The sequence below is a fragment of the Olsenella profusa DSM 13989 genome (assembly GCF_030811115.1).
Taxonomy (GTDB): Bacteria; Actinomycetota; Coriobacteriia; order Coriobacteriales; family Atopobiaceae; genus Olsenella_F; species Olsenella_F profusa.
On the sequence record NZ_JAUSQK010000001.1, the window covers coordinates 2,131,233 to 2,154,038 of the forward strand.

The window sequence follows — 22,806 nt, forward strand, 5'->3', positions numbered from 1 at the left end:
GGAATCTATGCAGCCTACCCATGTGAGACTCACCATACCGGATTCCGTTGACCCCCTGATGCTCATGGGGCCGAGTGACGCGCTGCTCAGGCGCATCGAGGGCGCCTTCGATGCCATCATCACCGTACGAGGGGACCAGATTCTCGTGATGGGCGCCTCCGCCGAAGTCGAGCAGGTCACGAGCGTGTTCTCGCGTCTCATCCATCTCGTCGAGCGGGGAGACGTGCCCACGGCCGAGGACGTTGACCTCATCATCGGTCAGGTGGGGTGTGGTGCCCAGGAGGCGAGCGAGAGCGCCTCGAGCATTCTGCTCACATATCGCGGCCGTGCGGTGCGCCCCAAGACGGCAGGGCAACAGCGCTACGTGGACTCCATCGCCGCCAACACCATCACGTTCGGCATGGGGCCCGCAGGCACCGGCAAGACCTACCTCGCCATGGCCATGGCGGTGGCGGCGCTCAAGCGCCACGAAGTGAGCCGCATCGTGCTCACGCGCCCCGTCGTGGAGGCGGGGGAGTCGCTTGGATACCTGCCGGGCACGCTGCAGGAGAAGCTCGACCCGTACGTGCGTCCCCTCTACGACGCCCTCTTCGACCTCACCGACGTCGAGCGCGGCAATGCCCTCATCGAGCAGGGGACCATCGAGATCGCGCCTCTCGCCTTCATGCGCGGACGCACGCTGAACGACGCCTTCGTGATCCTGGACGAGGCGCAGAACACCACGCCCGAGCAGATGAAGATGTTCCTCACGCGCCTGGGGTTCTCGTCCACGTTCGTGGTGACGGGTGACCGATCCCAGCGCGACCTCCTGGGCAGGGGTGGCCTCGAGAGCGCCCGGAGCGTGCTGAACGGTCTGGAGGGCATCGAGTTCGTAGACCTCGATGTGGGTGACATCGTGCGTCACAGCCTGGTGGCGCGCATCGTGGATGCCTATGACCAGGCGGGGATCGCATCACAGGGGACGGGAGGTGCCTTCCATGACGAGTGAGGTCGACGTCTCGTGTGACGAGGGGGTGTCGGCCCCCATCGACCTTCGCGAGCTGGAGGCGGATGTCGCCCTCGTGTTCGCCGAGGAGGAGGTCACTCGGCCCTGTTCCGTCTCGGTGAGCGTGGTCACGGACGGGCGCATGCGCGCCCTCAACCGCGCGTGGCGCGGCCAGGACAGGCCGACCGACGTGCTCTCGCTCGGGTGCGAGCGACCCGATGATCCCGACCTCGCCCCCGGTGAGCCCTGCGAACTGGGAGACGTCGTGTTGGCACCCGCCTACATCGAGCGTCAGGCGCGGGAGTTCGGCACCACGTATGCGGATGAGTTCCGCCTGCTGCTCGTACATGGCCTGCTGCATCTTCTGGGGTATGACCATCTCGACGATGCGGAGGCCGCGATCATGGAGGCTCGCGAGGATGCGCTAGTGGTCAGGATCGCCACGGACGCGCCCATCGACCCCGTGACGCTCACGCGGCATCGGGAGGGTGAGGATCGATGATCCCCGGCAAGAACCCGCACCACCCCTCGTTCCGCAGGAGCTTCCTCTTCGCCTTTCAGGGCTTCAGGAGCGCAGCGCTACAGGAGCGCAACTTCAAGGTGATGCTGGCCGGTGAGGCGCTTGCCATCGTGATGGGCTTCGTGTGCCAGCTCGACCTCGTGAGCTGGGCCATCATCCTCATCTGCATAGCCGTCGTGCTGGCCAGCGAGCTTCTGAACACCGCCATCGAGACCGTGGTGGACCTCGTGAGCCCCGAGTTCCATCCGCTCGCGGGCCGCGCAAAGGACGTCGCGGCGGCAGCGACCTGGGTGACCACACTGCTCGTGGCCCTTGCGGGCATCTGCGTGTACGTGAACGCGCTGTTCTTCCGCTGACCCCTCCCCAGTTTCCCAAGGTAAGGATGCCCATGGACACGGACACAAGCGCCCCCAAGACCCAAGAGTTCCACAGCGGTTTCGTCGCATTGGTAGGGCGGTCCAACGTGGGCAAGTCCACGCTGCTCAATGCCTGCTACGGCGGCAAGATCGCCATCACGGGCCCCGTGGCTCAGACCACGCGCCGCCGCATGAGGGCCGTCGTGAACACACCGGACTCCCAGCTCGTGATCGTGGACACGCCGGGGCTGCACAAGCCCAAGGACGCCCTGGGCAAGGAGCTCAACAGGGCATCGCTCGCCGAGCTCGCGGAGGTGGACATAGCGAGCCTCCTGATCGATGCCACCAAACCGGTGGGCAGGGGAGACGAGTGGGTGGCCCGCCACGTGCAGGAGTCCAAGGCTCCCTACAAACTGCTCGTCATCACCAAGGCTGACCTGGTCGAACCCGAAAAGGCTCAGGCTCAGCTCGAGGCAGGTCGAGGGTTGACCCCCTTCGATGACGCGCTCGTGCTCTCGGCCAAGGAGGGCTTCAACGTCCGCTCGTTCGTGAGCCTCGTGTCAGCGCATCTGCCCGTGGGACCGCGATGGTTCCCCGAGGACATGGACGTGGACATGACCGACGAGGAGCTCGTGGCCGAGTTCGTGCGCGAGAAGGTCCTTCTCAACATGAGACAGGAGGTGCCCCACTCCGTGGGCGTGCTCTGCGATGACATCGCGTGGGCCCACGACGGGCACGCCTCTGTCACCTGCACCATCGTGGTTGAGCGCGAGGGGCAGAAGGCCATGGTCATCGGCAGGAAGGGCACCATGATCAAGCGCATCGGCAGTGCGGCGCGCGCAGATGTCGAGCGACTGCTGGGAGCCAGGGTCTTCCTTGACCTGACGGTGCACGTGCGTCCGCAGTGGCGACGCGACCAGAACGAGATCCGTCACATGGGCCTCACGGTGGAGGAGTAGGCCAAGCTATGGCGGGTCGGCGCACATACCGTACGAGCGCCATCGTACTCGACCGCACGAAGCTCGCGGAGCAGGACCTCATCCTCACGCTGCTCGCGGCGTCGGGAGCCGAGGTGCGCGCCGTTGCCAAGGGTGCCCGCAAGCCGGGCGGACGCCTCGCCTCGCGTGTGGAGCTCTTCTCGGAGACGGACTTCCTGCTGGCCAAGGGCAGGGGGGCGCTGGACATCGTCTCCGAGGCGTCGCTCGTCGATGCACACCAGCGTATACGCGGAGACTTCGCGCGCTTGAGCGCCGCAAGCGCCATCGCCGAGGTCGCCCGCCTCACGTGCTTTCAGGACAGCAAGGACGGCTTTTTGTATCCCATCTGCTCACGCGCACTGGCGGCCGTCGAGCAGGCCGCGGACCAGGAGCATCTCGACCTGGTCGTCGCGACCTACGCCTTCAAGGTGCTGGCCCATGCAGGGTGGCGCCCCGCGCTCGACTCGTGCGTGGCCTGTGGGGATGCGGATGTCTCGTACTTCTCCGTGCGCGCAGGCGGCGTGCTGTGCGCGAGCTGCGCCAAGGACGTGCCGGGTGCCGAGGAGATGGGCCCGGCGCGACGCGACTGGCTCTGCTCCCTCATCGGGCTCACGTTCGATGCGCTCCTGGCATCGGGGATCGACCTCGAGACCTCAACGGAGCTGGTCTCGCTCGCGCACCGGTGGGCCGCCACGCATCTCGACGCGCGCCTGCGCGCCTTCGAGTTCCTGCTCAGCGTCTAGGCTGCCCCTTCCTGAGTCGTATGCAATCTCTCCTCCCGGCTGATGGAGTCGTATGCACTGTTGGGCCGCCATCCGCGATAAACTGTAGAGTCAATAACACAGCTACCTGCGGTTATGTTGAGAGGAGTGCGCAGGCCCCTCCCAAAGAATGCGAACGACTCGGACGGACGGCCCACGAGATTGCGAACGACTCGGACGGATGGCCTAGAAGAGCCGCTCGATGGCCTCGACGATGCCGTTGTGGTCGTTGTCCGCAACGACCAGGTCACAGACGGCCTGCACGCGCTCGTTCGCGTTGCCCATGGCAACGGCCGTCCCCGCCACCTCGAGTGCGTCGAGGTCGTTGTCATCATCGCCGATGGCCACCACGTCGGCACGGTCGATGCCCAACAGCCCGCACAGACGCATGAGGCCGAGGGCCTTGTCGACGCCGCGGGCGGTGCACTCCACCGAGGTGGTCTCCGCACGCTTGAGCGCAAGGGACGTGTCCGCCGAGAGCTGGGCGAGCGTTCTCTCGCGGGCCGCGGGGCTGGGGTGGTAGATGTCTATCTTGATGACGGCGTTGGGATGGTCGGCGACGTAGGCCGTAAGGTCGTCCGAGCAATCCCACTGCCGGCGGAACATGGGCTTGTAGACGCCCACGGCATAGTCCTCGCAGTGCTCGATGAAGCCCGTCTGCGTGACGGAGCGGGTGGTGGTGCTCAGGTGCACCATGGCACCCTCGCGCCCGCCGGCCCCGATGCAGGCCAAGGCCTCTGCATCGGGGATGGGCGTGCTCGCGAGGGGCCTGCCGGCGCGCAGGTCATATACGAGACCGCCACTACAGAGCGAGCCAAGCGAAGCCCAGGGGAGCCGCCCCGCGAAGTCGTTGAGCTCCGCCGGCCCGCGACCGGTGGAGAGCGCGATGGTGACGCCCGTGGCACAGAGGGCCGCCAGGGCCTCGGACGTCTGGGCCGCTATCTGCTTCGTGCTCGTGAGCAGCGTTCCATCCATGTCGAGCGCGAGGAGCTTGGGCCTGTGTGGCATCGGGGAGTCCTTCCTGTCGGCAGCGGACGGGGCGTCGGGTCCCCTGATTATCCACCTTTCTACCCATGCCAAGACATTTTCAAAGAGGGGAAACAGCGAGAAGAGCTGGGCCTACGACACGAGGGTACCGATGTGGACGTCTGCAGCTCCAAACACGCTGTTCACATAGTCCGTCCAAGTCTTGCTCGCCGCTTGTGTTGCCTGCTGATACTTCTGGACGGCGACCGCGTACGCAGCCTGTGCCGCGGCGTAGGACGCCGAGTCGTTGGTCACCTCATAACCGGCCAGTGCCAGTGCGTAGGGACTGTCGGGATCCCTCCACGTGCCTGCCTCGGCATCCCATTCGTCCCCGGCAAGGTCGATGATGTAGCGGGCATAGTCTACCGACGTCATATCCGGGTTGCCATCACTCGGCTGGTCGGGCGCTGTCGGCACATCACCTATCGGACCGTTGGTCACCTTGTCCTTGAGCTTTAATAGCGTCGCAGCATGAGTGACCTGCTCCTTGGCTTCATCGACCTCTATGCCATAGCGCTGGGCGATGTCATCAAAGTCATCAGTGCCGCTATACTGACGCGCGTAGGCACTCACCTCCTCATCGGAAACCGTGATGCCTTGGTTTTTGGCCTCCTCCAGGAGAGCGTTGGTGCGCACTATGCTGAGCACCGTGTCGGCTGTGGGCATGGTGTAGGTGCCGTCATCGTTCTTTGCCGCCTCAAGGGAGGAGCCATACATGATGACCTCTCGGGCACTGATCACGTGCACCACGCCATTATATGTGTAGCTTGCCACGGGGTAGTCGAGCTGGTCTTCCATGAGCGTGGTTCCCGTGAGGAGCGTGGGTTGCTGCGAGGCGATCACGGCATCCTCATCGGCGCGGATCTCCTGCTCGGGCCTGAGCGTGATGGCGCCGCTGAGCGAGAGGGCGACCACGATGGCGGCGCAGGCGGCTGCCACGACGACGCCTGTCACGACGGCAGAAAACATGTGACCATGAGGCGTCTGCTGCGGGGGGAGCGGCTCTGCAGGCGTCGTATACGTCGGCGGCACAGGCACACCGGGCATCTGTGGCATGGCAGGCGGCCGGACCGAGGGCTGCCCGGCTGGAGGTGCGACAGGCGACGACGAGGTTCCCGACGCATCCTGGGACACTTGCTGGCCCAGCCGTGTCCCACACGTCGTGCACACGGCCGATTCGTCGGGTTGTTCGGTTCCGCAGGTAGGACAGCGCATGGATATCATCCCTTCAGATGGACGTCTTTGGGGTACTCCATGCCTACGATACCGCCTCATGGGGCGCCGTGCGCAGCTCGTAACACGGACGTCGCCTGGCACGCAATGTGTGCAAGCTGCGGGTTTGCATGCATGCCGCCCATCCCGTGTGACTTCGCATGACAGGCATGGTACTCTATCCAAGTCTGTACCTCCCACTTGGTGGCCCGCCCATGCCAGGCGGCCGTCCCAGTCCGAGGCGAATCATACGAAAGAGAGGATCCACCATGGCAGTCACCAAGGAGCGCAAGGCCGAGCTCATCAAGCAGTACGGCAAGGACGAGAGGGACTCCGGTTCCGCCGCCGTCCAGGTCGCCCTGCTTTCCGAGCGCATCAAGGGCCTCACCGAGCACATGAAGTCCCACAAGAAGGACTACCACACCCGCCGCGGCCTGCTCATGCTCGTCGGCCAGCGCCGTCGCCTGCTCTCCTACATCAAGAGGCAGGACGTCGAGGCCTATCGTTCGCTCATCAAGAGCCTGGGCATCCGCGACAACATCCAGTAGCATCACATATGGCTATGTGAGGGGCGCCTGCGGGCGCTCCTCTTTCATGACGGCCCGCCTGCAATGGGGCAGGCGGAGATAGCAGAGGAAAAGAAATGGCAAAGGTTACGCACGAGTTCGACCTCTATGGCAAGCACTATGCCCTCACCACAGGCGAGCTCGCAAAGCAGGCTACCGGAGAGTGCCTGGTGTCCTGCGGCGACTCTACGGTCAACGTGACCGTGGTGGTCTCCAAGGAGCGCAAGAACTACGACTTCTTCCCGCTCACCGTTGACTTCATCGAGAAGATGTACGCCGTGGGCCGCATCCCCGGCGGCTACCTCAAGCGCGAGGCCCGTCCCTCCGAGAAGGCCACCCTCACGGCCCGCATGATCGATCGCCCCATCCGCCCGTCCTTCCCGGACGGCTTTCGCAACGAGGTCCAGATCGTGGCCATGCCACTCGTGGCCGATCAGGTGAACTCCGTCGACACCATCTCCATCATGGGCGCCTCCGCGGCGCTCACGGTGGGTGGCGTGCCCTTCGAGGGTCCGCTGGCCGGCGTGCGCATCGGTCGCAACGTCGAGACCGGCGAGTTCGTCGTGAACCCCACCTATGAGGAGCGCGATGCGTCCGACCTCGACCTCGAGCTCGCGGGCTCAGCCACCTTCATCTCCATGCTCGAGGCGGGCGCCCAGGAGATCTCCGAGGAGGACATGCTGGCCGCCATGGCCTTTGGCCAGGAGGCCATCGCGGCCTTCTGCAAGGAGGAGAAGAGGTTCTTTGCCAAGGTAGAGGAGGTGGGCGGCCCCATCGTCCAGCGGCACTACGAGCTTGACCAGCCCGTGCCCGAGGTGCATGAGCGCGTATGGGCGCACTTCGAGGAGATGAGCGCCGCCCTCAAGGACGCAGACAAGCTCTCCCGCATGGGCAGGGTCGAGGACCTGAAGGAGGCCATCCGGGCCGAGTTCTCCGAGGAGGAGCAGGTCGAGTGGGGCCGCGCCATCCCCGTGGAGCTCAAGAGCCTCGAGAAGCACGCCATGCGCACGATGGTCGTGGAGACCGGCGAGCGCGTGGACGGACGCTCCGCCACCGAGGTGCGCCCGCTCATGGTGAAGCCCAACTACCTGCCGCTCGTGCATGGCTCCGGCCTCTTCCAGCGTGGTCAGACCCAGGTGCTCTCCGTGGCCACCCTCGGCATGCTCAACGAGTGGCAGCGTCTTGACACCATCGAGCCGGTCGACGGCAAGCGCTACATCCACCACTACAACTTCCCGCCGTTCTGCACCGGCGAGACGGGTCGCATGGGCAGCCCCAAGCGCCGCGAGATCGGTCACGGCAACCTGGCCGAACGGGCACTGCTGCCCGTGATCCCCTCCGAGGACGAGTTTCCCTACACCATCCGCGTGGTCTCCGAGGTCATGGAGTCCAACGGCTCCTCCTCGATGGCATCCACCTGCGGCTCGACGCTCGCCCTCATGGACGCGGGCGTGCCGCTCAGGCGCCCCGTCTCCGGTGTGGCCATGGGCCTCATCCAAGAGGAGGGCAAGACGGTGGTCCTCACCGACATCCAGGGCCTCGAGGACTTCCTGGGTGACATGGACTTCAAGGTGTGTGGCACCACCAAGGGCATCACGGCCATGCAGATGGACAACAAGGCCACCGGCCTCACGCCCGAGATCCTGAGGCAGGCACTCCAACAGGCGCACGAGGGCCGCATGCTCATCCTCGACGCCATGCTCGACGAGATTCCCGCGCCGCGCACGTCCACCAAGGAGACGGCGCCCTCCATCATCAGCCTCTCCATCCCCACGGACAAGATCCGCGACGTCATCGGCTCCGGCGGCAAGGTCATCCGTGGCATCCAGGACGACACGGGCGCCACGATCGACATCCAGGAGGACGGCACCGTCTTCATCGCCGGCACCGGTGGCGCGGGTACGGAGGCCGCCGAGCGCATCAAGGCCATCGTCAAGGTGCCCGAGATGGGCGAGGAGTACACTGGTCGCGTGGTCAACATCCAGCCCTTCGGTGCCTTCGTCGAGCTACTGCCGGGCAAGGACGGCCTGCTGCACATCTCCCGCGTCGCCAAGGGTCGCGTGGAGAAGGTCGAGAACGTCCTCAACATCGGTGACGAGGTCAAGGTCAAGGTCATCGAGGTGGACGAGAAGGGCAAGGTGAGCCTGGATCGTCTCGACAAGCCCGAGGCTCCCGCCGGTCCCGGCGCGTCCCACGAGCACAACGGTACGCGCCACGCGCGTGGGCATCGTCATCCGGGCGACAGGGGCACGGGCAACGGCTCCGGCCGCCAGCCCCGTCGTCACCACGAGGGATAGGCCTCGGTGTCGCAGCCAGTTCTGCCTCAGTGCAAATACCAGAGGTGAAAAGCAGGGCCGCCCGCCATGTTGGTGGTCCTGTGTGTGCACCACATACCGTATGTTGCCGCAGAAGATCTCTTACGTATGAGGCGTGCGTAGGTACTTCACCAGCGCGATGCACCCCAGCATCATCAGTGCCAGCCCCAAAAGCTCCTTCACATAGGCCATTGCTTGGATGAACACCACATAGGGATCAAAGGCCATGATTGCTCCTCGTCTAGTGGACGCCATACATCCGGGACATTACCGTCCGCTCACGCCTGTGCGAGCGCTGTCACCAGCTCCTCGGTCGTCGTGATGGTGGACCCAAAGCACCGCCGGCAGTGCTCGATGCCCGCCTCCTGCGTGCCGCACAGGAAGGTGCGCGTGGCATCCTCCACCACGATGGTCCCATAGCCCAGGAAGTAGGCATCCGCCAGGGTGTGCAGCACACAGATGTTGGTGTCCTCGCCAACGGCTATGAGCGTGTCCACGCCCAGCTCGCGCAGGGTGAGGTCGAGGTCCGTCTGGAAGAACCCCGAGTAGCGGCGCTTGGGGATGATGAAGTCCCTCTCGCCCGACCCCGCCCGCAGTGCCGGGTTGGGGATGGCCAGGCCCTTGATGCCATGGTCTCCCCACAGGTCAAGCTCACGGTCGAGTCCGGGGATGTGCTGGTCGCAGCAGAAGATGACGGGCAACCCCACCGCGCGCGCGGCGTCCACGACCCTCACGGATGCCCCCACGAGCCCCTGCTCGGCGGGGTCTTGGGTATAGAGCGTGTCCTCGCCCTTGGTGACCAGGACGTCTATGACGAGGAGAGCGGTCCGTGCCTTGTCCAGCCTCATGGGTGGCCTCCTTGCGCAGGGCATCGGGGTTCGGATGAGACCATCCTACCGCTCGCCGCCTCTGCTGTCACAAGCCGAAAGCAGCTGCTCACAAACGGCGTGTCCGCCGCCCGGGACGTACGTCCATCCGCCGCTTTCCCGTTGTCCCCCTACCCCTCGAGAGCCTATCTTGGGCGCAGGGGAAAATAGAGTGCATGGAGAGGGGATGGCATGTTCGATAGGCTGTTCGAGCCGGTGACCATCAACGGGATGGTGGTGCCCAACCGCGTGGTCTTCGAGCCCATGGGCAACTACTATGCGGAGCTGGACGGCAACGCCAGCGCGCGCGACGCGGCCTTCTATGCCCGCCGTGGCCAAGGTGGCTGCGGCCTCGTGCTCACGGAGATCTGCTCCGTGATGGATGGGGCGGGGCGTGGTGACGCCCGCAACCTCCTTTTGGACGCGGATGACAAGATCCCCAGCTTCAAGGCCATGGTGGATGTGGTTCACGGAACGGGCGCCAAGTTTGGCCTGGAGATCTACCATCCCGGCTGCCAGGGCACGCCTGCCCTCGCTCCCGACGGTATCCTGGCGAGCCCCTCGGGCCAGGAGTCGAAGCTCACGCATGCGCTCACACGCGCCCTCACGCACGACGAGGTGCTCGAGGTCATCGATGCCTTCATCGCCGCAGGCGTCCGCGCCCAGAAGGCCGGCTTCGATGCCGTGGAGCTGCACTGCGCCCATGGCTACCTGCTCTGCCAGTTCCTCTCGCCCTACACGAACCACCGCGATGACGAGTTCGGGGGCTCTCCCGAAGGCCGTGCGGAGATCGTGCGGCGCATCATCCGGGGCATCCGCGAGCGGACGAGTCCCGACTTCCCCATACTGGTACGCCTCACGGCTGACGAGTACCTGCGCATGGTGGGCATCGACGACGGCATCACCCTGCCACTCGCCGTGGAGTACTGCAGGCTGTTCGAGGTCTGGGGTGCCGATGCCCTCGACATCTCCGCGGGCAACTACGAGACCATGAATTGGGCGTGGGAGCCCGTCGGCTTTGACGAGGGCTGGAAGTCCGTCAACGGCAGGACCATCGCGGCCGCGGTCGGCATCCCCGTCATCGCCTGTTCGGTGGTGCGCCATCCCGAGACGGCCATGGACCTCATCGAGGGGGGCGTGGCCCTGGTGGGATCCGCCCGCCAGTTCTTTGCGGACCCCGACTGGTCGAACAAGGTGCGCGCTGGCAGGGCGGACGAGATCCGCCCCTGCATCAGCTGCATGCGCTGCATCGAGAGCCTCATGGCCGCGCACGAGGACCCCTACACGCCCATGGTCTGCTCCGTGAACCCCGAGGCCGGGCGCGAATGCGACCTTGCCCCCATCGAGCGGGATGGGGACGGCAGTCCCGTGGCGGTGGTGGGCTCCGGCCCCGCAGGGCTCGTCGCGGCGATCGTGCTGGCGCAACGGGGCTACAGGCCGGTCGTCTTCGAGAGGGACTCCCAGGTCGGGGGCCAGCTCGTGCTGGCCGAGCGCCCGCCCAAGAAGTGGCGCCTCGGCTGGCTCGTCCGGTACTACCAGTCCCAGCTTGCCAGGTGGGACGTGGAGGTTCGCACCAGCACGGCGTTCGACGAGACCGCACTCGCAGAGCTGGCGCCCCGGGCCGTCGTGTGGGCGGCAGGCTCCGAGCCCATCAGGCCCGCGTCCATCGAGGGGCTCGATGACCCCCGCGTCCTCACGCCACCGGAGGCCATCATGGCTGACCCCGCCATCTCGGGCGAGCGCGTCTGCGTGGTGGGGTCCGGCATGACGGGCATCGAATGCGCCGAGATGCTCGCTGCCCAGGGCAATCACGTGGAGCTCTACGAGATGCTCGACGAGATCGGCCCGGACCTCTTCTTCCAGAACAGGATCGACATCATGGGGCGGCTGGGCCAGACGGACGCCAGGATGTTCACGGACACCCGGCTGACGTCCGTCTCGGACGGGTCCGCGGCGTTCGAGAGGGCGGACGGGACGACCCTGACGGCCACCTTCGACCACCTGGTGCTCTCGCTGGGCACGGAGCCGATGCCCGTCCCGTCATGGTTGCGCGAGAGCGGCATCGCCATCGCCGAGGCGGGGGATGCCACGGGTGTGGGGAGGATTCAGGAGGCGACGCGCACGGGCTACGATGTGGCGCGGGCGCTCCTGGGGTAGCCTCTCACGCTGGCATGAGACGGGCGAGGGGCCTCGCCGTGTGCGAGGCCCCTCTTGGAGACATTGCATAAGACCATGGCAGAGCTTTGTGACCAGCGGCACCAAGGCTACAATGGACTGGATTAAGGGAACCAGAAACGGCATCGGCACCCTTGAGGGCCGAACAAGTGGATAGCATGGCGGCTTTATCGCACTCAGAAAGGAACCACGGCTCACATGGCAAAAGGCAACACTCCCCTGAGGATCATTCCTCTGGGCGGACTCGACGGCATTGGCAAGAACATGACGGCCTTCGAGTACGGGAACGACATGATCCTCATCGACGCGGGACTCATGTTCCCCGATGACGACCAACCGGGCATCGACCTCGTCCTGCCCGACTACACCTACGTCCTCGAGAACGAGCAGAAGCTGAGGGGCATCCTCATCACCCACGGTCACGAGGACCACATCGGCGCCCTTCCGTACCTGCTCGCGGACCTCACGCGCAAGGTGCCCGTCTACTCCAGCAAGCTCACGCTGGGCTTCATCGAGAACAAGCTCTCCGAGTTCAGGATCAATGCGCCCAGGTTCCGTGAGGTGCAGAACGGCACCCATCTCAACCTGGGCTCCTTCAGCATCGACTTCTTCTCGATGACGCACTCCATCCCGGCGGCGCTTGGCATCTACATGCGCACGCCCGCAGGGTCCGTCATGCATACGGGCGACTTCAAGCTCGACCAGACGCCCATCGATGGCGTGACGCCCAACTATCAGGCCATCTCGCGCTTCTCCACCATGGGCATCGACCTTCTGCTCTCTGACTCCACCAACGCCACGCGTCCGGGCTTCACGCCCTCCGAGGCCGCCGTGGGCCCATCGCTCAGGCACATCATCAAGAACGCCACGGGGCGCGTGTTCGTGGCCTCGTTCTCGAGTCACATCCACCGACTCCAGCAGGTGTGCGATGCCGCCTGCGCGGTGGGTCGCAAGGTGGTCGTCACGGGCCGCTCCATGGTCAACAACACCAAGGTCGCACGCGACCTGGGCTATCTCAAGATCTCCCAGGATGACATCATCGACGCCTTCGACGTGCAGGACATTCCCGACAACAAGATCGTGGTGCTCTGCACGGGCAGCCAGGGTGAGCCCATGAGCGCCCTTGCGCGCATGGCCACCGGCGACCATCGCTCGCTCACCATCACGTCCTCTGACACGGTCATCATCTCCGCCACGCCCGTTCCCGGCAATGAGAAGAGCGTCCAGAACATCATCAACGCCCTTTCCAAGATTGGCTGCACGGTGTTCGACAAGTCGAGCACGCTGGTGCATGTCTCAGGTCATGGCAGCCAGGAGGAGCTCAAGCTCATGCTGGCTATGACGCGCCCACACTACTTCATGCCGGTGCACGGCGAGGCCGTGCACCTGCGTGCCCACGCCACGCTGGGCGAGCAGATGGGCATCCCGCGCGGCCGCATCTTCATCGCGGACAATGGCGATGCGCTCGAGATGCGTGGCGGCACGGTCAAGTGGGGCGATCCGGTGGAGTCCGGCGTCGTGTACGTGGACGGCCTCTCCGTCACCGACGGCGACCCCGTGGTCTTCCGCGACCGTCAGAAGCTAGCGAGCGACGGCATCGTCACCTGCGTTGCCACGGTCTCCAGTCGCGGTGGCAAGGTCGTCGATGTGGAGCTTTCCATGAGGGGCGTCTCGTTTTCCTCGGACGGGCTTGTCGAGGATGCCCAGGATCTCGTGAGGCGCACCGTCTCCCAGAGCTCCCAGAAGGGCGGCGCAAACACAGACACCCTGCGCAAGAACGTGCGCAATTCCCTCACCAACTTCCTGTGGAGCAAGACCCACACCCGTCCCATGGTCATACCGGTCGTCATGGAGGTCTAGCGACGCATGGCCGCACAACGCAGAACAAACGCAGCACAACAGGGAAAGCCAAGGAGGCAGGCTTCGCCGGAGCCCACTCCCATCAGGGGGACGGTGGTGGGCGACCTCGTTGGCGTGGGGCTCATAGTCGCCTCCATAGCCATGATCGTGTCCGTCGTCGCCCCCTCGAGCGCGGTGGTCACACGGGCCATGGGTCAGTTCCTCGAACTCTGCTTTGGCGTGGGGGCCATCCTCTGTCCCATCGCCCTCATCGTCGTTGCGGCGACGTTCTTCGTGGATGATGACGGCCCCATCTCGGGCAGGATCGCCCTTGGGCTCGTGCTTATAGTCCTTGCCATCCTGGGCATCCTTTCCATCAACATGTCCCTTGCCGATGCCCATCCGGATGCGGTGCTGGTGCCGGAGACCGTCGTCGCGCGCGGCGGGTATGTGGGCGGTGCCATCGCATGGGGCCTGCTGGTCTCCGTCGGCCGCATCGTGGGCAACGTCATCCTGGTGGGCGTGGTCGTCGCCGGCATCGTGGTATGTGGCTTCTCCGTCTCCGATATGGTCACGCACCTGCGTGATGCCCTGCGCACCGTGCGCGACGCCCACGAGGACGCCCGGGCGCGACGGGAGGGGTTACGCTCGATGACGGCATCCGAGCCCGCTGGTGCCGATGCCGCTGAGGTACCCTTTGAGGGGGATGGGGCCACGGCTCAGAAGATGTCCTTCCTAGGCAACCGCACGACGACCGTGCTGAGGCGCAATCGCGACGCGGCTGCCACGGCGGATGGTATGGACGAGCAGGCCGCGCCCACGCACCTGCTGAAGCGCAGGCGTCATCCCGACCTTGACGTGGACGTCGCGGAGCCGGCAGCATCCGAGACGGCCCAGGCCCCTGCGGCCGAGGCGGAGCCCCATGCCAACGTGCCCGACTTCCTGCAGGACGCAGTGGTCGGCAAGACGAGGCGCCGTCGTGGCACCAAGCGCACGACAGGCCCCAGCACAGGCATGTCCGCAGCCTGCGAGACGAAGGTCGCGCGGGCGCAGACCGTGCCCCGCCCCGGCGACGAGACGGACGGCTATGGGCTCCCGTCCTTCTCCATGCTCTCGTCCAACCCCAACAGCGCGGCAAGTGCCAGCTCACGCGAGGAGCTTGACACCACCAGGATGCGCCTGCAGGGCACGCTCGAGGAGTTTGGCCTCAGGAGCCGTGTGGTGGACTACGTCTCGGGGCCGCTCGTGACCACCTTCCGCATCGAGATGGGGGAGGGGGAGCGGGTCAACAAGATCCGCAACCTCGAGGATGACATCGCGCTCACCCTGGCCGCCGAGAAGGTGCGCATCTTCGCACCCATCCCCGGAACCTCCTACGTGGGCATCGAGATCCCCAACAGGACGCGCCAGAACGTGCACCTAGGCGACGTTCTGCCCTATGCCAAGGGAGGTCCCCTTGAGGTGGCCATCGGCCGTGACTCTGCGGGCAAGCCCGTCATCGCGGACATCTCCAAGATGCCGCACATGCTCGTGGCCGGTACGACCGGATCGGGCAAGTCGGTCATGATCAACTCCATGATCATGTCTCTGCTCATGCGCACCACGCCCAAGCAGGTGCGCCTCATCATGATAGACCCCAAGCGCGTGGAGTTCTCGGCCTATAACGGCCTGCCCCACCTGTATGTGCCTGTGGTCACCGAGCCACGCCAGGCGGCGAGCGCCCTAGCGTGGGCGGTCTCAGAGATGGAACGCCGGCTCAAGGTGTTCGCCAAGGTGGGCGCACGCGAGATCAAGAGCTACAACAGGATGTGCGTCTCGGGCAAGCTCGCCGAGATGGACAACCCACCCGAGCCCATGCCCTTCCTCGTGGTCATCATCGACGAGCTCTCCGACCTCATGATGGTTGCGGGCAAGGACGTGGAGGCCTCCATCGTGCGCATCGCGCAGCTGGCACGCGCCGCCGGCATCCATCTGGTCATCGCCACGCAACGCCCCTCGGCCAACGTGGTCACGGGCCTCATCAAGTCCAACATCGACAGCAGGGTGGCCCTCAAGGTGTCCTCGGGCATCGACTCGCGCGTCATCCTGGACGAGACCGGAGCCGAGCGCCTCCTGGGCAACGGTGACATGCTCTTCAAGGACCGCGGACTCTCGCCCAAGCGCGTGCTGGGTTGCTACACCTCCGACAGTGAGATCAACAGCGTGGTGGACTTCATCCGCGGTCAGGCGGAGCCGGACTACCATGAGGAGATCCTCACCCAGGTGGTCCCTGGTCAGCCGGGCGCAGGCGACGCCCCTGGCGGCGACTTCGAGGAGACGGACGACCCTCTCGTGTGGGAGGCCGCGCAGATCGTAGTGGAGTCTCAGTTGGGGTCGACTTCGGGACTTCAGCGCAGGCTCAAGGTGGGTTATGCTCGCGCGGGTCGTATCATGGACATGCTCGAGAGCAAGGGCGTCGTCGGGCCACCCGATGGCTCCAAGCCACGTGAGGTGCTCCTCGACAAGGAGGGGCTTGAGGACCTGAGGGCACAAGAGGCAACGTATCAGGAGGTGTAGTCCTGTGGCTCGTCCACGCTTTAGCGAGATGCTCGTCGACCGCCGCCGCAGGCTGGGCCTATCCGTCGTGCAGGCGGCCGAGCAGCTGAAGCTCAAGGAGCAGGTGCTCATCGCCTTTGAGGATGGCGACTTTGGCAACATGCCCAAGAGCGGGTATGCCCAGGGCATGCTTTCCTCGTATGCGCGCTACCTGGGACTCAACCCCCGCGTGATCACCCAGCAGTTCTCGTCCGACCTGCATGCATGGGAACGGGAGGTTGGCCGCAGCAATCGCAGGGACCGTGGCGCTGCCGCAAGTCCCACGGGTTACCAGGGCAGCCGAGGCCTGCTCCCCACGTCGGGCGGCTATGCTGGTGACCTCGATGACTACGCGACCACCTCGCCCGCACGTGTGAAGGGCGAGGAGGGGGGCGTCTACGAGGCGGCGCGCCGCCGCTCCCGCACAGGCGAGCGGCGCTACACGGGACGCGACGTCACGCGCGAGCAAGAGCAGCGCAGGGCCTCCCAGTATGGCCGCACGCGCACGCGCCAGACGCGATCCGAGCGTGCGCGCCGCAACGACGTGCCACTTGCGCCCAGCGCGGGCGGGCGCATCACACGCCGTGAGGTCACCCCAAGCGACTTCGAGGATGACCTGCGCTACGGCACCGCCAGCCCCTACGAGGCGGCATCCACTGCCACGGGCCGGCGTTCCTCGCGCAACATCGTGCGTGTCGATAGGCCCAGGGTGCGACGGCGTGCGGGGGCAAACCGCGGTCGTGCAGGCCAGTCTGACCCGCGCAATCGTAGGGTCCCCTCAGGCATCCTGGGTGGGGAGACCCGCCGTCTCGTGATCCTCACCTTCGTCATCGTGGCCATACTCACGGCCATCATCATATTCTCGGTGAGCTCCTGCGCGAGTGGTGCGCAACGTGACGCGCGCGGAAGCTCGGTCGTAAGCACCACGCAGACAACGGCACAGACGTCATCCAGCCAGAGCACGCAGAGCACCTCGAACCCCTCCGACTCCACGGGCGATGCCACGGACCCAACCGACCAGACCTCCACGGAACCCACGGAGGTCGAGGTCTCCGTTGCCAGCGGCGGCGTCTCGTGGGTGGAGATCAAGTGTGATGGCAAGAGCGTCATGGCACAGCAGGTGACGGGTCCGTGGGATCAGAGCTATACCGTCACGCAGTCCATCACCATCCATGTGAGCAACGTCTCCGTGGTCACGGTCTCCAAGAACGGAGAGACGCAGAGCTTCGAGACAAAGGCCTCCGGGCTGGGCACCATCACCATCCAGGGCACCCCTGCCAGCACAGACGGCTCGGGAAGCGGCACGGGATCCTCCTCGGACTCATCGAAGGGCACCTCGGGAGGCTCTGGTGGCTCCGGCGGATCGAACGGCAGCTCGTCCTCGGGCACAAGCGGCAAGGGGAGCTCCTCGTCCTCATCAACGGGTGGCTCGACCAATGGCAAGGGCACGACCTCCAACTCCGGTTCGCCGGGTGCCACGGGCAAGAAGAGCTAGCCACATCGCACGACCACCTACCAGGAAGGGCGCATCATGGCCAAAGAGTCCAGCTTCGACATCGTCTCCGTCGTGGACCTGCAGGAGGCTGACAATGCCTATCAGCAGGCCGCACGCGAGCTTTCGCAGCGCTACGACCTCAAGCAGACCGGTGCCACCATCAGCTTCTCCAAGCGGGACGCCACCTTCACGATAGGCGCGCCGTCGGAGTTCGTCTGTGGCCAGGTGCGCGACATGCTTGGCTCAAAGCTCGCCAGACGCCAGATAGATCTCTCGGCACTCGACTGGGGCGGGGTCGAGGCTGCGACCGGCGCCTCGGTACGGCAGTCGGGCACCTTCGTCCAAGGCATCGACAAGGAGACGGCAGGGCGCCTCTCCAAGGATGTGCGCGCCCTCAAGCTCAAGTGCAAGGTAACCATCGAGGGAGACAAGCTCCGGGTGAGCTCCCCCTCGCGCGACATGCTCCAGCAGGTCATCTCCATGCTAAGGAACGCTGACTATGGCCAGCCCCTCCAGTTTGCCAACTACCGATAGCACGTTGGGCACCTGCCTGTTCGTGACGCTTGGCTGTGCCAAGAACGAGGTGGACACCGACCGCATGCGCGCCCTGCTGTTGCAAGGTGGCTTTGGCGAGGTCACAGAGGTCGAGGATGCGGACGTCGTGCTCATCAACACCTGCTCCTTCCTTGCCGCCGCCACCTCGGAGTCCATCGAGGCGACACTCGAGCTCGCGGACGACGTGAAGGACGGCGTGCGCTCGCGGCCCATCATCATGTGTGGCTGCGTGCCCTCGCGCTACGGTGCCGAGCTGCCCGATCAGCTTCCCGAGGTCGCCGCCTTCGTGCGCGCCGACGAGGAGGACGGCATCGTGGGAGTCGTCGATGACGTGCTCGGGATTGACCGCGTCCGCCGGGAGGTGGCGGGAACCAGCATCGGAAGCAGTACGAGCCTGCGCACCGTGGAGGGCACGAGTGCCTACGTCAAGATCTCCGATGGCTGCGACCGCTACTGCACGTTCTGTGCCATTCCCTACATCCGCGGGCACTACCTCTCCCGCCCCGCGCCGGAGATCCTCGCCGAGGTCGCCTCCCTCATGGAGGGTGGCGTGCGCGAGGTGGTCCTCATCGGGCAGGACACGGGCATCTGGGGCAGCGACCTTGACGACGGGACGAACCTTGCGTGGCTGCTGCGCCAGGTGGCCGGGATCGTGCGCCCCCACCAGGGGTGGGTGCGTGTGCTCTACCTCCAGCCCGATGGCATGACAGACGACCTCATCAGTGTCATTCGGGACACGCCCGAGGTACTCGACTACATCGACATCCCCATTCAGCACTGCTCCGGGCGCATGCTCGCACGCATGGGACGGTCTGGCTCCGAGGACGAGCTGCGTGCGCTCTTTGCCCGCTTGCGCCGCGAGATCGATGGCATGGTGCTGAGGACCACGGGACTCGTGGGCTTTCCCGGCGAGACGGAGGAGGAGTTCGAGGGACTACTCGACTTCGTACGGGAGGAGGAGTTCGACTACACCTCCGTCTTCCCGTACTCCCGCGAGGAAGGCACGCGTGCCGCCCACCTTGACGGCCAGGTGGGCGAGGGGGACAAGCTCGATCGCGCACAGCGTCTCCTGGACGTCGCGGAGCAGTTGGGCTTCGCCGCCACCGCCAAGCACGTGGGCGAGGTCACCGATGTCATCATCGATGGCGTCGAGGAGGGCGAGGAGGGGACCGAGCTGATTGGACACGCCTGGTTCCAGGCACCCGACTGCGACGGCGCCGTACACATCGAGGAGGGCACTGCTACGGTGGGTGACGTGCTCAAGGTGCGGCTGGTCGATTCGTTCTGCTATGAGCTCGTTGGCGAGGTCGTCAAGGGTGGAGGAGGCAGCTGATGGCTCACAGGGGCATATGGACGCTGGCCAATGTCGTGACCTGCGCCCGCGTGGCGCTCGTTCCCGCATGGCTCCTCGTCGCCGAGCTTGCCGTGACGCCGGGGTCGTGCCAGGGCGCCCTCTGGATCGTGACGGCAATCCTCTTCATCCTGCTGTCCCTCACGGACAAGCTCGATGGCTATCTCGCAAGAAGTCGCAACGAGATCACCGTGTTCGGCAAGTTCCTTGACCCCATCGCGGACAAGCTCGTCGTGGTGGTGGCGCTCGTCTTTCTCCTGCAGGTTGGCTCGGTGCGTGCCGTGGTCATCCTCGTCGTCGTGGCACGCGAGTTCCTGGTGTCGGGGCTGCGTATGGTGGCGGCATCTGCGGGCGAGGTCATCGCCGCCAGCAACCTTGGAAAGTGGAAGACGGCAACCACGATGGCATCCATCGCGGGCCTGCTGCTGGGCAATGCGCTCCGGGCATTCCCCTTCCCACCCGGCCTCCTCTACACGGAGGCATACGGCCGCATCCTGGCGGCCACATGGGCATTGATGGGCGTATCGCAGGTGCTGCTGTGGATTGCCGTCGCCCTCACTGCCTGGTCGGGCGTCGACTACTTCATGAAGGCCTGGCCCTACCTGTCTGCCTCCGAGGAGGACACCGATGGATAGGGGTGATGTCTCATGCAACAACGAGGACGTCCTTGCGCGGGCGCAACGGGTCGTGAGCGCTGCGACACGCGACGGTCGCACGGTGGGTACCGCCGAATCATGTACGGGCGGTCTCGTGTCCGGTGCGCTCACGGCCATTCCGGGCAGCTCGCTCGCCGTACGCGGTGGCATCGTCTCGTATGCCATCTCCGTCAAGCACGAGGTGCTGGGGGTCGAAGGCGCCATCCTCGACGAGCCCTCCATCGGTGCCGTCTCGCGCGAATGCGCCGAGCAGATGGCGGCCGGCGCCCGCAGGGTGCTGAGGGCCGATGTGGCCATCGCGACCACGGGCATTGCCGGACCGGGGGGTGCCGAGCCGGGCAAGCCCGTTGGCACGGTCTGGTTTGGCGTGGCGTCCTCCCGGGGCGAGCGGAGCGAACGCCATGTGTTCTCGGGGGACAGGGGCACGGTGAGGCGCAAGGCCGTGTACGTTGCGCTCGGCCTGCTTTGTGACGAGTTGTTGAAGTCCTAGGCCTGCCGCTTGGCCGCCCCCTCCGTGCGCAGCCGCCGCGCCCCGTCGCTGTGCGCAGGTGCCTGCCGACGCCATTGTCAGGCGCGACGTTGTCATGCAGGCTTCAGCATTTCTTGGCAAGCATGCCGCCAGTGACGGCTGCTACCATTGTGCCGTTCGATTGACACCGAACGACTGTTCGCATATGATGTCTGTGCATCCCAGGACAAGGAGACGGCATGGCACGTAGCAAGGGCACCCCACGTGAGGTTCACGAGAAGACCTATGGCGAAGAGCGCGACAAGATGGTCTCCGCCACCACATCAGAGATTGAGAAGAAGTTCGGCAAGGGGTCCATCATGCGCTTTGGTGACGGTGGTCCGACGATGGAGATAGAGGCCATCCCCACAGGTTCGTTGGCGCTCGACGCCGCACTGGGCATCGGTGGCGTCCCGCGTGGCCGCATCGTCGAGATCTACGGCCCCGAGTCATCGGGCAAGACGACACTTTCCCTGGAGATCCTTGCCGAGGCGCAGGCCATGGGTGGCGTCGTCGCCTTCATCGACGCAGAGCACGCACTCGACCCAGGCTATGCGGCACGCATCGGTGTGGACATCGACGAGGTGCTCATCTCTCAGCCCGATACAGGTGAGCAGGCACTTGAGATTTGCGACATGCTCGTGCGCTCCGGTGCCATAGACGTCGTGGTCATCGACTCCGTGGCCGCCCTCGTTCCCCGTGCGGAGATCGAGGGGGAGATTGGAGACACGACCGTTGGTCTCCAGGCGCGCCTCATGAGTCAGGCCCTCCGCAAGCTGGCGGGGTCACTCTCCAGGTCAAACACCACGTGCATCTTCATCAACCAGCTGCGCGAGAAGATTGGCGTCATGTTCGGCAACCCCGAGACCACGCCCGGTGGGCGCGCGCTCAAGTTCTTCTCATCGGTGCGCATGGACATCCGCCGCACAGACTCCATCAAGAGGAACGGCGAGAACGTCGGCAACCGCGTGAAGGTCAAGGTCGTCAAGAACAAGGTCGCCCCTCCCTTCAAGCAGGCCGAGTTCGACATCATGTATGGCACGGGGATCTCCAAGGAGGGTTCCATCCTCGACATGGCAGTGGACTACGACATCGTCACCAAGTCAGGCTCCTGGTTCACCTATGGAGAGGAACGCCTGGGTCAGGGGCGCGAGGCCGTCAAGGAGTTTTTGGCGACCAACCCCGACCTTCGCGATGAGATCGACCACAAGGTACGCGTCGCCTGCGGTCTCGAATTGGGTGACGAGCGTGTGGGCGAGCCTGTCGCCGATGGCGATGCCACCCCAGAACCCGAGCGCACGGAGTAGGCGCGCGGCATGGCGCCGTCCGCCCATCAGTCGGGGCTCGCATGGAGCGTCTCGCTCCCCGAACGAGGGGCGGGCACCCCTTCCCTCGGAGGGCAAAAGCCTCGTGCGACCATCGCCGTGACGGCAGCCGACGGCTCCATCGAGGAGCTTGCCGTTCCGTTGTCCGTTGGCAAGGCGGCCAGAGGTCGTCGGCGTTCGGGGGAGTTCGCCCCCACATCGCGCACCGAGCTGGTCTCCATGCTCAGACGGCTCCAGGAGGCCAAGGCACGCGATCGTATCGCGGGCCTCGTAAACAGGCGCGACTACTCAAGCCATGAGCTGAGGGAGAAGCTCTTGGCTGACGGCTATTGGAAGGGCGCCGTCGAGGCGTGCATCGCCCGCGCGATCGAGGCGGGCATCGTCAATGACGCCCGCTACGCCGACGTCTTCATCCGCTCTAAGGCATATGCCGGATGGGGGCGCTCCCGCATCGAGCGCGCCTTGGCACAGAAGGGCATCGAGCCTGCCGATGTTCCCGGCTGGCCCGATGCCTACCTTCCCGATGAGGGGGAGGCCGAGCGCGCCTATGAGGTGGCGGCGCACCGCCGCTTTACGGGCGGGGATCCCTATGCCAAGGTCGTGCGCTTCCTGGGCGCACGCGGCTTCTCGCTCGACGTCGCCCATGCCGTTGCCTCCCGGCTCAGAGACGAAGGTGCCCTCTGACCCATTGCCGGCCCCTGCGGCGCACCGTCTGCCGCAGCGATTTGACAGCAGTCCAGCCAG

21 protein-coding genes are annotated in these 22,806 nt (G+C 65.5%); 17 read left to right on the top strand and 4 right to left on the bottom strand.

Annotated elements, in window-relative coordinates; genetic code table 11:
• Positions 1-7: 7 nt before the first annotated feature.
• From J2S71_RS09870 to recO, 5 genes are read left to right on the top strand one after another with little or no spacing between them, the layout of a single operon-like run.
• Positions 8-988 (top strand): PhoH family protein, encoded by a 981-nt coding sequence (locus J2S71_RS09870; protein WP_021727008.1) that lies wholly within the window; start codon positions 8-10, stop codon positions 986-988.
• Entirely contained in the window at positions 978-1,487 is a 510-nt protein-coding gene (ybeY, locus tag J2S71_RS09875; protein WP_021726976.1) for an rRNA maturation RNase YbeY, read from the top strand. The genes J2S71_RS09870 and ybeY overlap by 11 nt, the downstream gene beginning before the upstream one ends.
• Complete coding sequence (locus J2S71_RS09880) at positions 1,484-1,861, top strand: diacylglycerol kinase family protein (protein WP_307391370.1); 378 nt, start codon at positions 1,484-1,486, stop codon at positions 1,859-1,861. Before ybeY ends, J2S71_RS09880 begins: the two co-directional genes overlap by 4 nt.
• A gap of 32 nt (positions 1,862-1,893) precedes the next feature.
• Positions 1,894-2,820: a GTPase Era gene (gene era / locus J2S71_RS09885; RefSeq protein WP_307391373.1), complete on the top strand. Its 927-nt coding sequence runs from the start codon at positions 1,894-1,896 to the stop codon at positions 2,818-2,820.
• An 8-nt stretch (positions 2,821-2,828) separates the two neighbouring features.
• Positions 2,829-3,581, top strand: a complete 753-nt coding sequence (gene recO / locus J2S71_RS09890) for a DNA repair protein RecO (RefSeq protein WP_021726949.1) — start codon at positions 2,829-2,831, stop codon at positions 3,579-3,581.
• 204 nt (positions 3,582-3,785) lie between these two features.
• Here recO and J2S71_RS09895 read toward each other — a convergent pair whose 3' ends face one another.
• Positions 3,786-4,607, bottom strand: coding sequence for a Cof-type HAD-IIB family hydrolase (locus J2S71_RS09895; RefSeq protein ID WP_307391375.1), 822 nt, complete (start codon positions 4,605-4,607; stop codon positions 3,786-3,788).
• Positions 4,608-4,718: 111 nt separating this feature from the next.
• The gene (locus J2S71_RS09900; RefSeq protein ID WP_307391379.1) at positions 4,719-5,594 is read right to left on the bottom strand and encodes a SurA N-terminal domain-containing protein; all 876 of its coding nucleotides are present in this window, start codon (positions 5,592-5,594) and stop codon (positions 4,719-4,721) included.
• A gap of 512 nt (positions 5,595-6,106) precedes the next feature.
• Between J2S71_RS09900 and rpsO the strand changes: the two genes are divergently transcribed.
• Together rpsO and J2S71_RS09910 are read left to right on the top strand one after the other, a co-directional pair.
• Positions 6,107-6,385: a 30S ribosomal protein S15 gene (rpsO, locus tag J2S71_RS09905; RefSeq protein WP_021727015.1), complete on the top strand. Its 279-nt coding sequence runs from the start codon at positions 6,107-6,109 to the stop codon at positions 6,383-6,385.
• A 95-nt stretch (positions 6,386-6,480) separates the two neighbouring features.
• Positions 6,481-8,700, top strand: a complete 2,220-nt coding sequence (locus tag J2S71_RS09910) for a polyribonucleotide nucleotidyltransferase (RefSeq protein WP_307391382.1) — start codon at positions 6,481-6,483, stop codon at positions 8,698-8,700.
• Between the two features lie 120 nt (positions 8,701-8,820).
• On the opposite strand, the gene J2S71_RS09915 is transcribed toward J2S71_RS09910, so the two are convergent.
• Positions 8,821-8,946, bottom strand: a complete 126-nt coding sequence (locus J2S71_RS09915) for a hypothetical protein (protein WP_021726992.1) — start codon at positions 8,944-8,946, stop codon at positions 8,821-8,823.
• Between the two features lie 50 nt (positions 8,947-8,996).
• Entirely contained in the window at positions 8,997-9,566 is a 570-nt protein-coding gene (locus J2S71_RS09920; protein WP_307391385.1) for a cysteine hydrolase family protein, read from the bottom strand.
• 210 nt (positions 9,567-9,776) lie between these two features.
• Here J2S71_RS09920 and J2S71_RS09925 point away from each other — a divergent pair, with 210 nt between their 5' ends.
• From J2S71_RS09925 to J2S71_RS09970, 10 genes are all read left to right on the top strand, one after another.
• Complete coding sequence (locus J2S71_RS09925) at positions 9,777-11,741, top strand: oxidoreductase (protein WP_307391388.1); 1,965 nt, start codon at positions 9,777-9,779, stop codon at positions 11,739-11,741.
• A gap of 216 nt (positions 11,742-11,957) precedes the next feature.
• Positions 11,958-13,619: a ribonuclease J gene (locus J2S71_RS09930; RefSeq protein ID WP_307391390.1), complete on the top strand. Its 1,662-nt coding sequence runs from the start codon at positions 11,958-11,960 to the stop codon at positions 13,617-13,619.
• A 6-nt stretch (positions 13,620-13,625) separates the two neighbouring features.
• Positions 13,626-16,154, top strand: a complete 2,529-nt coding sequence (locus J2S71_RS09935) for an FtsK/SpoIIIE family DNA translocase (protein WP_370873221.1) — start codon at positions 13,626-13,628, stop codon at positions 16,152-16,154.
• A gap of 4 nt (positions 16,155-16,158) precedes the next feature.
• Complete coding sequence (locus J2S71_RS09940) at positions 16,159-17,667, top strand: helix-turn-helix domain-containing protein (protein ID WP_307391396.1); 1,509 nt, start codon at positions 16,159-16,161, stop codon at positions 17,665-17,667.
• Positions 17,668-17,703: 36 nt separating this feature from the next.
• Positions 17,704-18,201 carry a YajQ family cyclic di-GMP-binding protein gene (locus J2S71_RS09945; RefSeq protein ID WP_307391398.1) on the top strand — a complete coding sequence of 166 codons (498 nt, stop codon included), beginning with the start codon at positions 17,704-17,706 and terminating at the stop codon, positions 18,199-18,201.
• The gene (gene rimO / locus J2S71_RS09950; protein WP_307391401.1) at positions 18,167-19,555 is read left to right on the top strand and encodes a 30S ribosomal protein S12 methylthiotransferase RimO; all 1,389 of its coding nucleotides are present in this window, start codon (positions 18,167-18,169) and stop codon (positions 19,553-19,555) included. The genes J2S71_RS09945 and rimO overlap by 35 nt, the downstream gene beginning before the upstream one ends.
• Positions 19,555-20,208, top strand: coding sequence for a CDP-diacylglycerol--glycerol-3-phosphate 3-phosphatidyltransferase (gene pgsA / locus J2S71_RS09955; RefSeq protein ID WP_307391406.1), 654 nt, complete (start codon positions 19,555-19,557; stop codon positions 20,206-20,208). The genes rimO and pgsA overlap by 1 nt, the downstream gene beginning before the upstream one ends.
• The gene (locus J2S71_RS09960) at positions 20,201-20,719 is read left to right on the top strand and encodes a CinA family protein (protein WP_307391410.1); all 519 of its coding nucleotides are present in this window, start codon (positions 20,201-20,203) and stop codon (positions 20,717-20,719) included. The genes pgsA and J2S71_RS09960 overlap by 8 nt, the downstream gene beginning before the upstream one ends.
• 218 nt (positions 20,720-20,937) lie before the next feature.
• The gene (gene recA, locus J2S71_RS09965; RefSeq protein ID WP_307391411.1) at positions 20,938-22,044 is read left to right on the top strand and encodes a recombinase RecA; all 1,107 of its coding nucleotides are present in this window, start codon (positions 20,938-20,940) and stop codon (positions 22,042-22,044) included.
• A gap of 9 nt (positions 22,045-22,053) precedes the next feature.
• Positions 22,054-22,746, top strand: coding sequence for a regulatory protein RecX (locus J2S71_RS09970; protein ID WP_021726942.1), 693 nt, complete (start codon positions 22,054-22,056; stop codon positions 22,744-22,746).
• Positions 22,747-22,806 lie beyond the last annotated feature (60 nt).

Excerpts from the sequence above, each read along its gene's own strand:
- J2S71_RS09870 (WP_021727008.1), top strand. The coding sequence starts at position 8 with ATGCAGCCTACCCATGTGAGACTCACCATACCGGATTCCGTTGACCCC.
- ybeY (WP_021726976.1), top strand. The coding sequence starts at position 978 with ATGACGAGTGAGGTCGACGTCTCGTGTGACGAGGGGGTGTCGGCCCCC.
- J2S71_RS09880 (WP_307391370.1), top strand. The coding sequence starts at position 1,484 with ATGATCCCCGGCAAGAACCCGCACCACCCCTCGTTCCGCAGGAGCTTC.
- era (WP_307391373.1), top strand. The coding sequence starts at position 1,894 with ATGGACACGGACACAAGCGCCCCCAAGACCCAAGAGTTCCACAGCGGT.
- recO (WP_021726949.1), top strand. The coding sequence starts at position 2,829 with ATGGCGGGTCGGCGCACATACCGTACGAGCGCCATCGTACTCGACCGC.
- J2S71_RS09895 (WP_307391375.1), bottom strand. The coding sequence starts at position 4,607 with ATGCCACACAGGCCCAAGCTCCTCGCGCTCGACATGGATGGAACGCTG.
- J2S71_RS09900 (WP_307391379.1), bottom strand. The coding sequence starts at position 5,594 with ATGTTTTCTGCCGTCGTGACAGGCGTCGTCGTGGCAGCCGCCTGCGCC.
- rpsO (WP_021727015.1), top strand. The coding sequence starts at position 6,107 with ATGGCAGTCACCAAGGAGCGCAAGGCCGAGCTCATCAAGCAGTACGGC.
- J2S71_RS09910 (WP_307391382.1), top strand. The coding sequence starts at position 6,481 with ATGGCAAAGGTTACGCACGAGTTCGACCTCTATGGCAAGCACTATGCC.
- J2S71_RS09915 (WP_021726992.1), bottom strand. The coding sequence starts at position 8,946 with ATGGCCTTTGATCCCTATGTGGTGTTCATCCAAGCAATGGCCTATGTG.
- J2S71_RS09920 (WP_307391385.1), bottom strand. The coding sequence starts at position 9,566 with ATGAGGCTGGACAAGGCACGGACCGCTCTCCTCGTCATAGACGTCCTG.
- J2S71_RS09925 (WP_307391388.1), top strand. The coding sequence starts at position 9,777 with ATGTTCGATAGGCTGTTCGAGCCGGTGACCATCAACGGGATGGTGGTG.
- J2S71_RS09930 (WP_307391390.1), top strand. The coding sequence starts at position 11,958 with ATGGCAAAAGGCAACACTCCCCTGAGGATCATTCCTCTGGGCGGACTC.
- J2S71_RS09935 (WP_370873221.1), top strand. The coding sequence starts at position 13,626 with ATGGCCGCACAACGCAGAACAAACGCAGCACAACAGGGAAAGCCAAGG.
- J2S71_RS09945 (WP_307391398.1), top strand. The coding sequence starts at position 17,704 with ATGGCCAAAGAGTCCAGCTTCGACATCGTCTCCGTCGTGGACCTGCAG.
- rimO (WP_307391401.1), top strand. The coding sequence starts at position 18,167 with ATGGCCAGCCCCTCCAGTTTGCCAACTACCGATAGCACGTTGGGCACC.
- pgsA (WP_307391406.1), top strand. The coding sequence starts at position 19,555 with ATGGCTCACAGGGGCATATGGACGCTGGCCAATGTCGTGACCTGCGCC.
- J2S71_RS09960 (WP_307391410.1), top strand. The coding sequence starts at position 20,201 with ATGGATAGGGGTGATGTCTCATGCAACAACGAGGACGTCCTTGCGCGG.
- recA (WP_307391411.1), top strand. The coding sequence starts at position 20,938 with ATGGCACGTAGCAAGGGCACCCCACGTGAGGTTCACGAGAAGACCTAT.
- J2S71_RS09970 (WP_021726942.1), top strand. The coding sequence starts at position 22,054 with ATGGCGCCGTCCGCCCATCAGTCGGGGCTCGCATGGAGCGTCTCGCTC.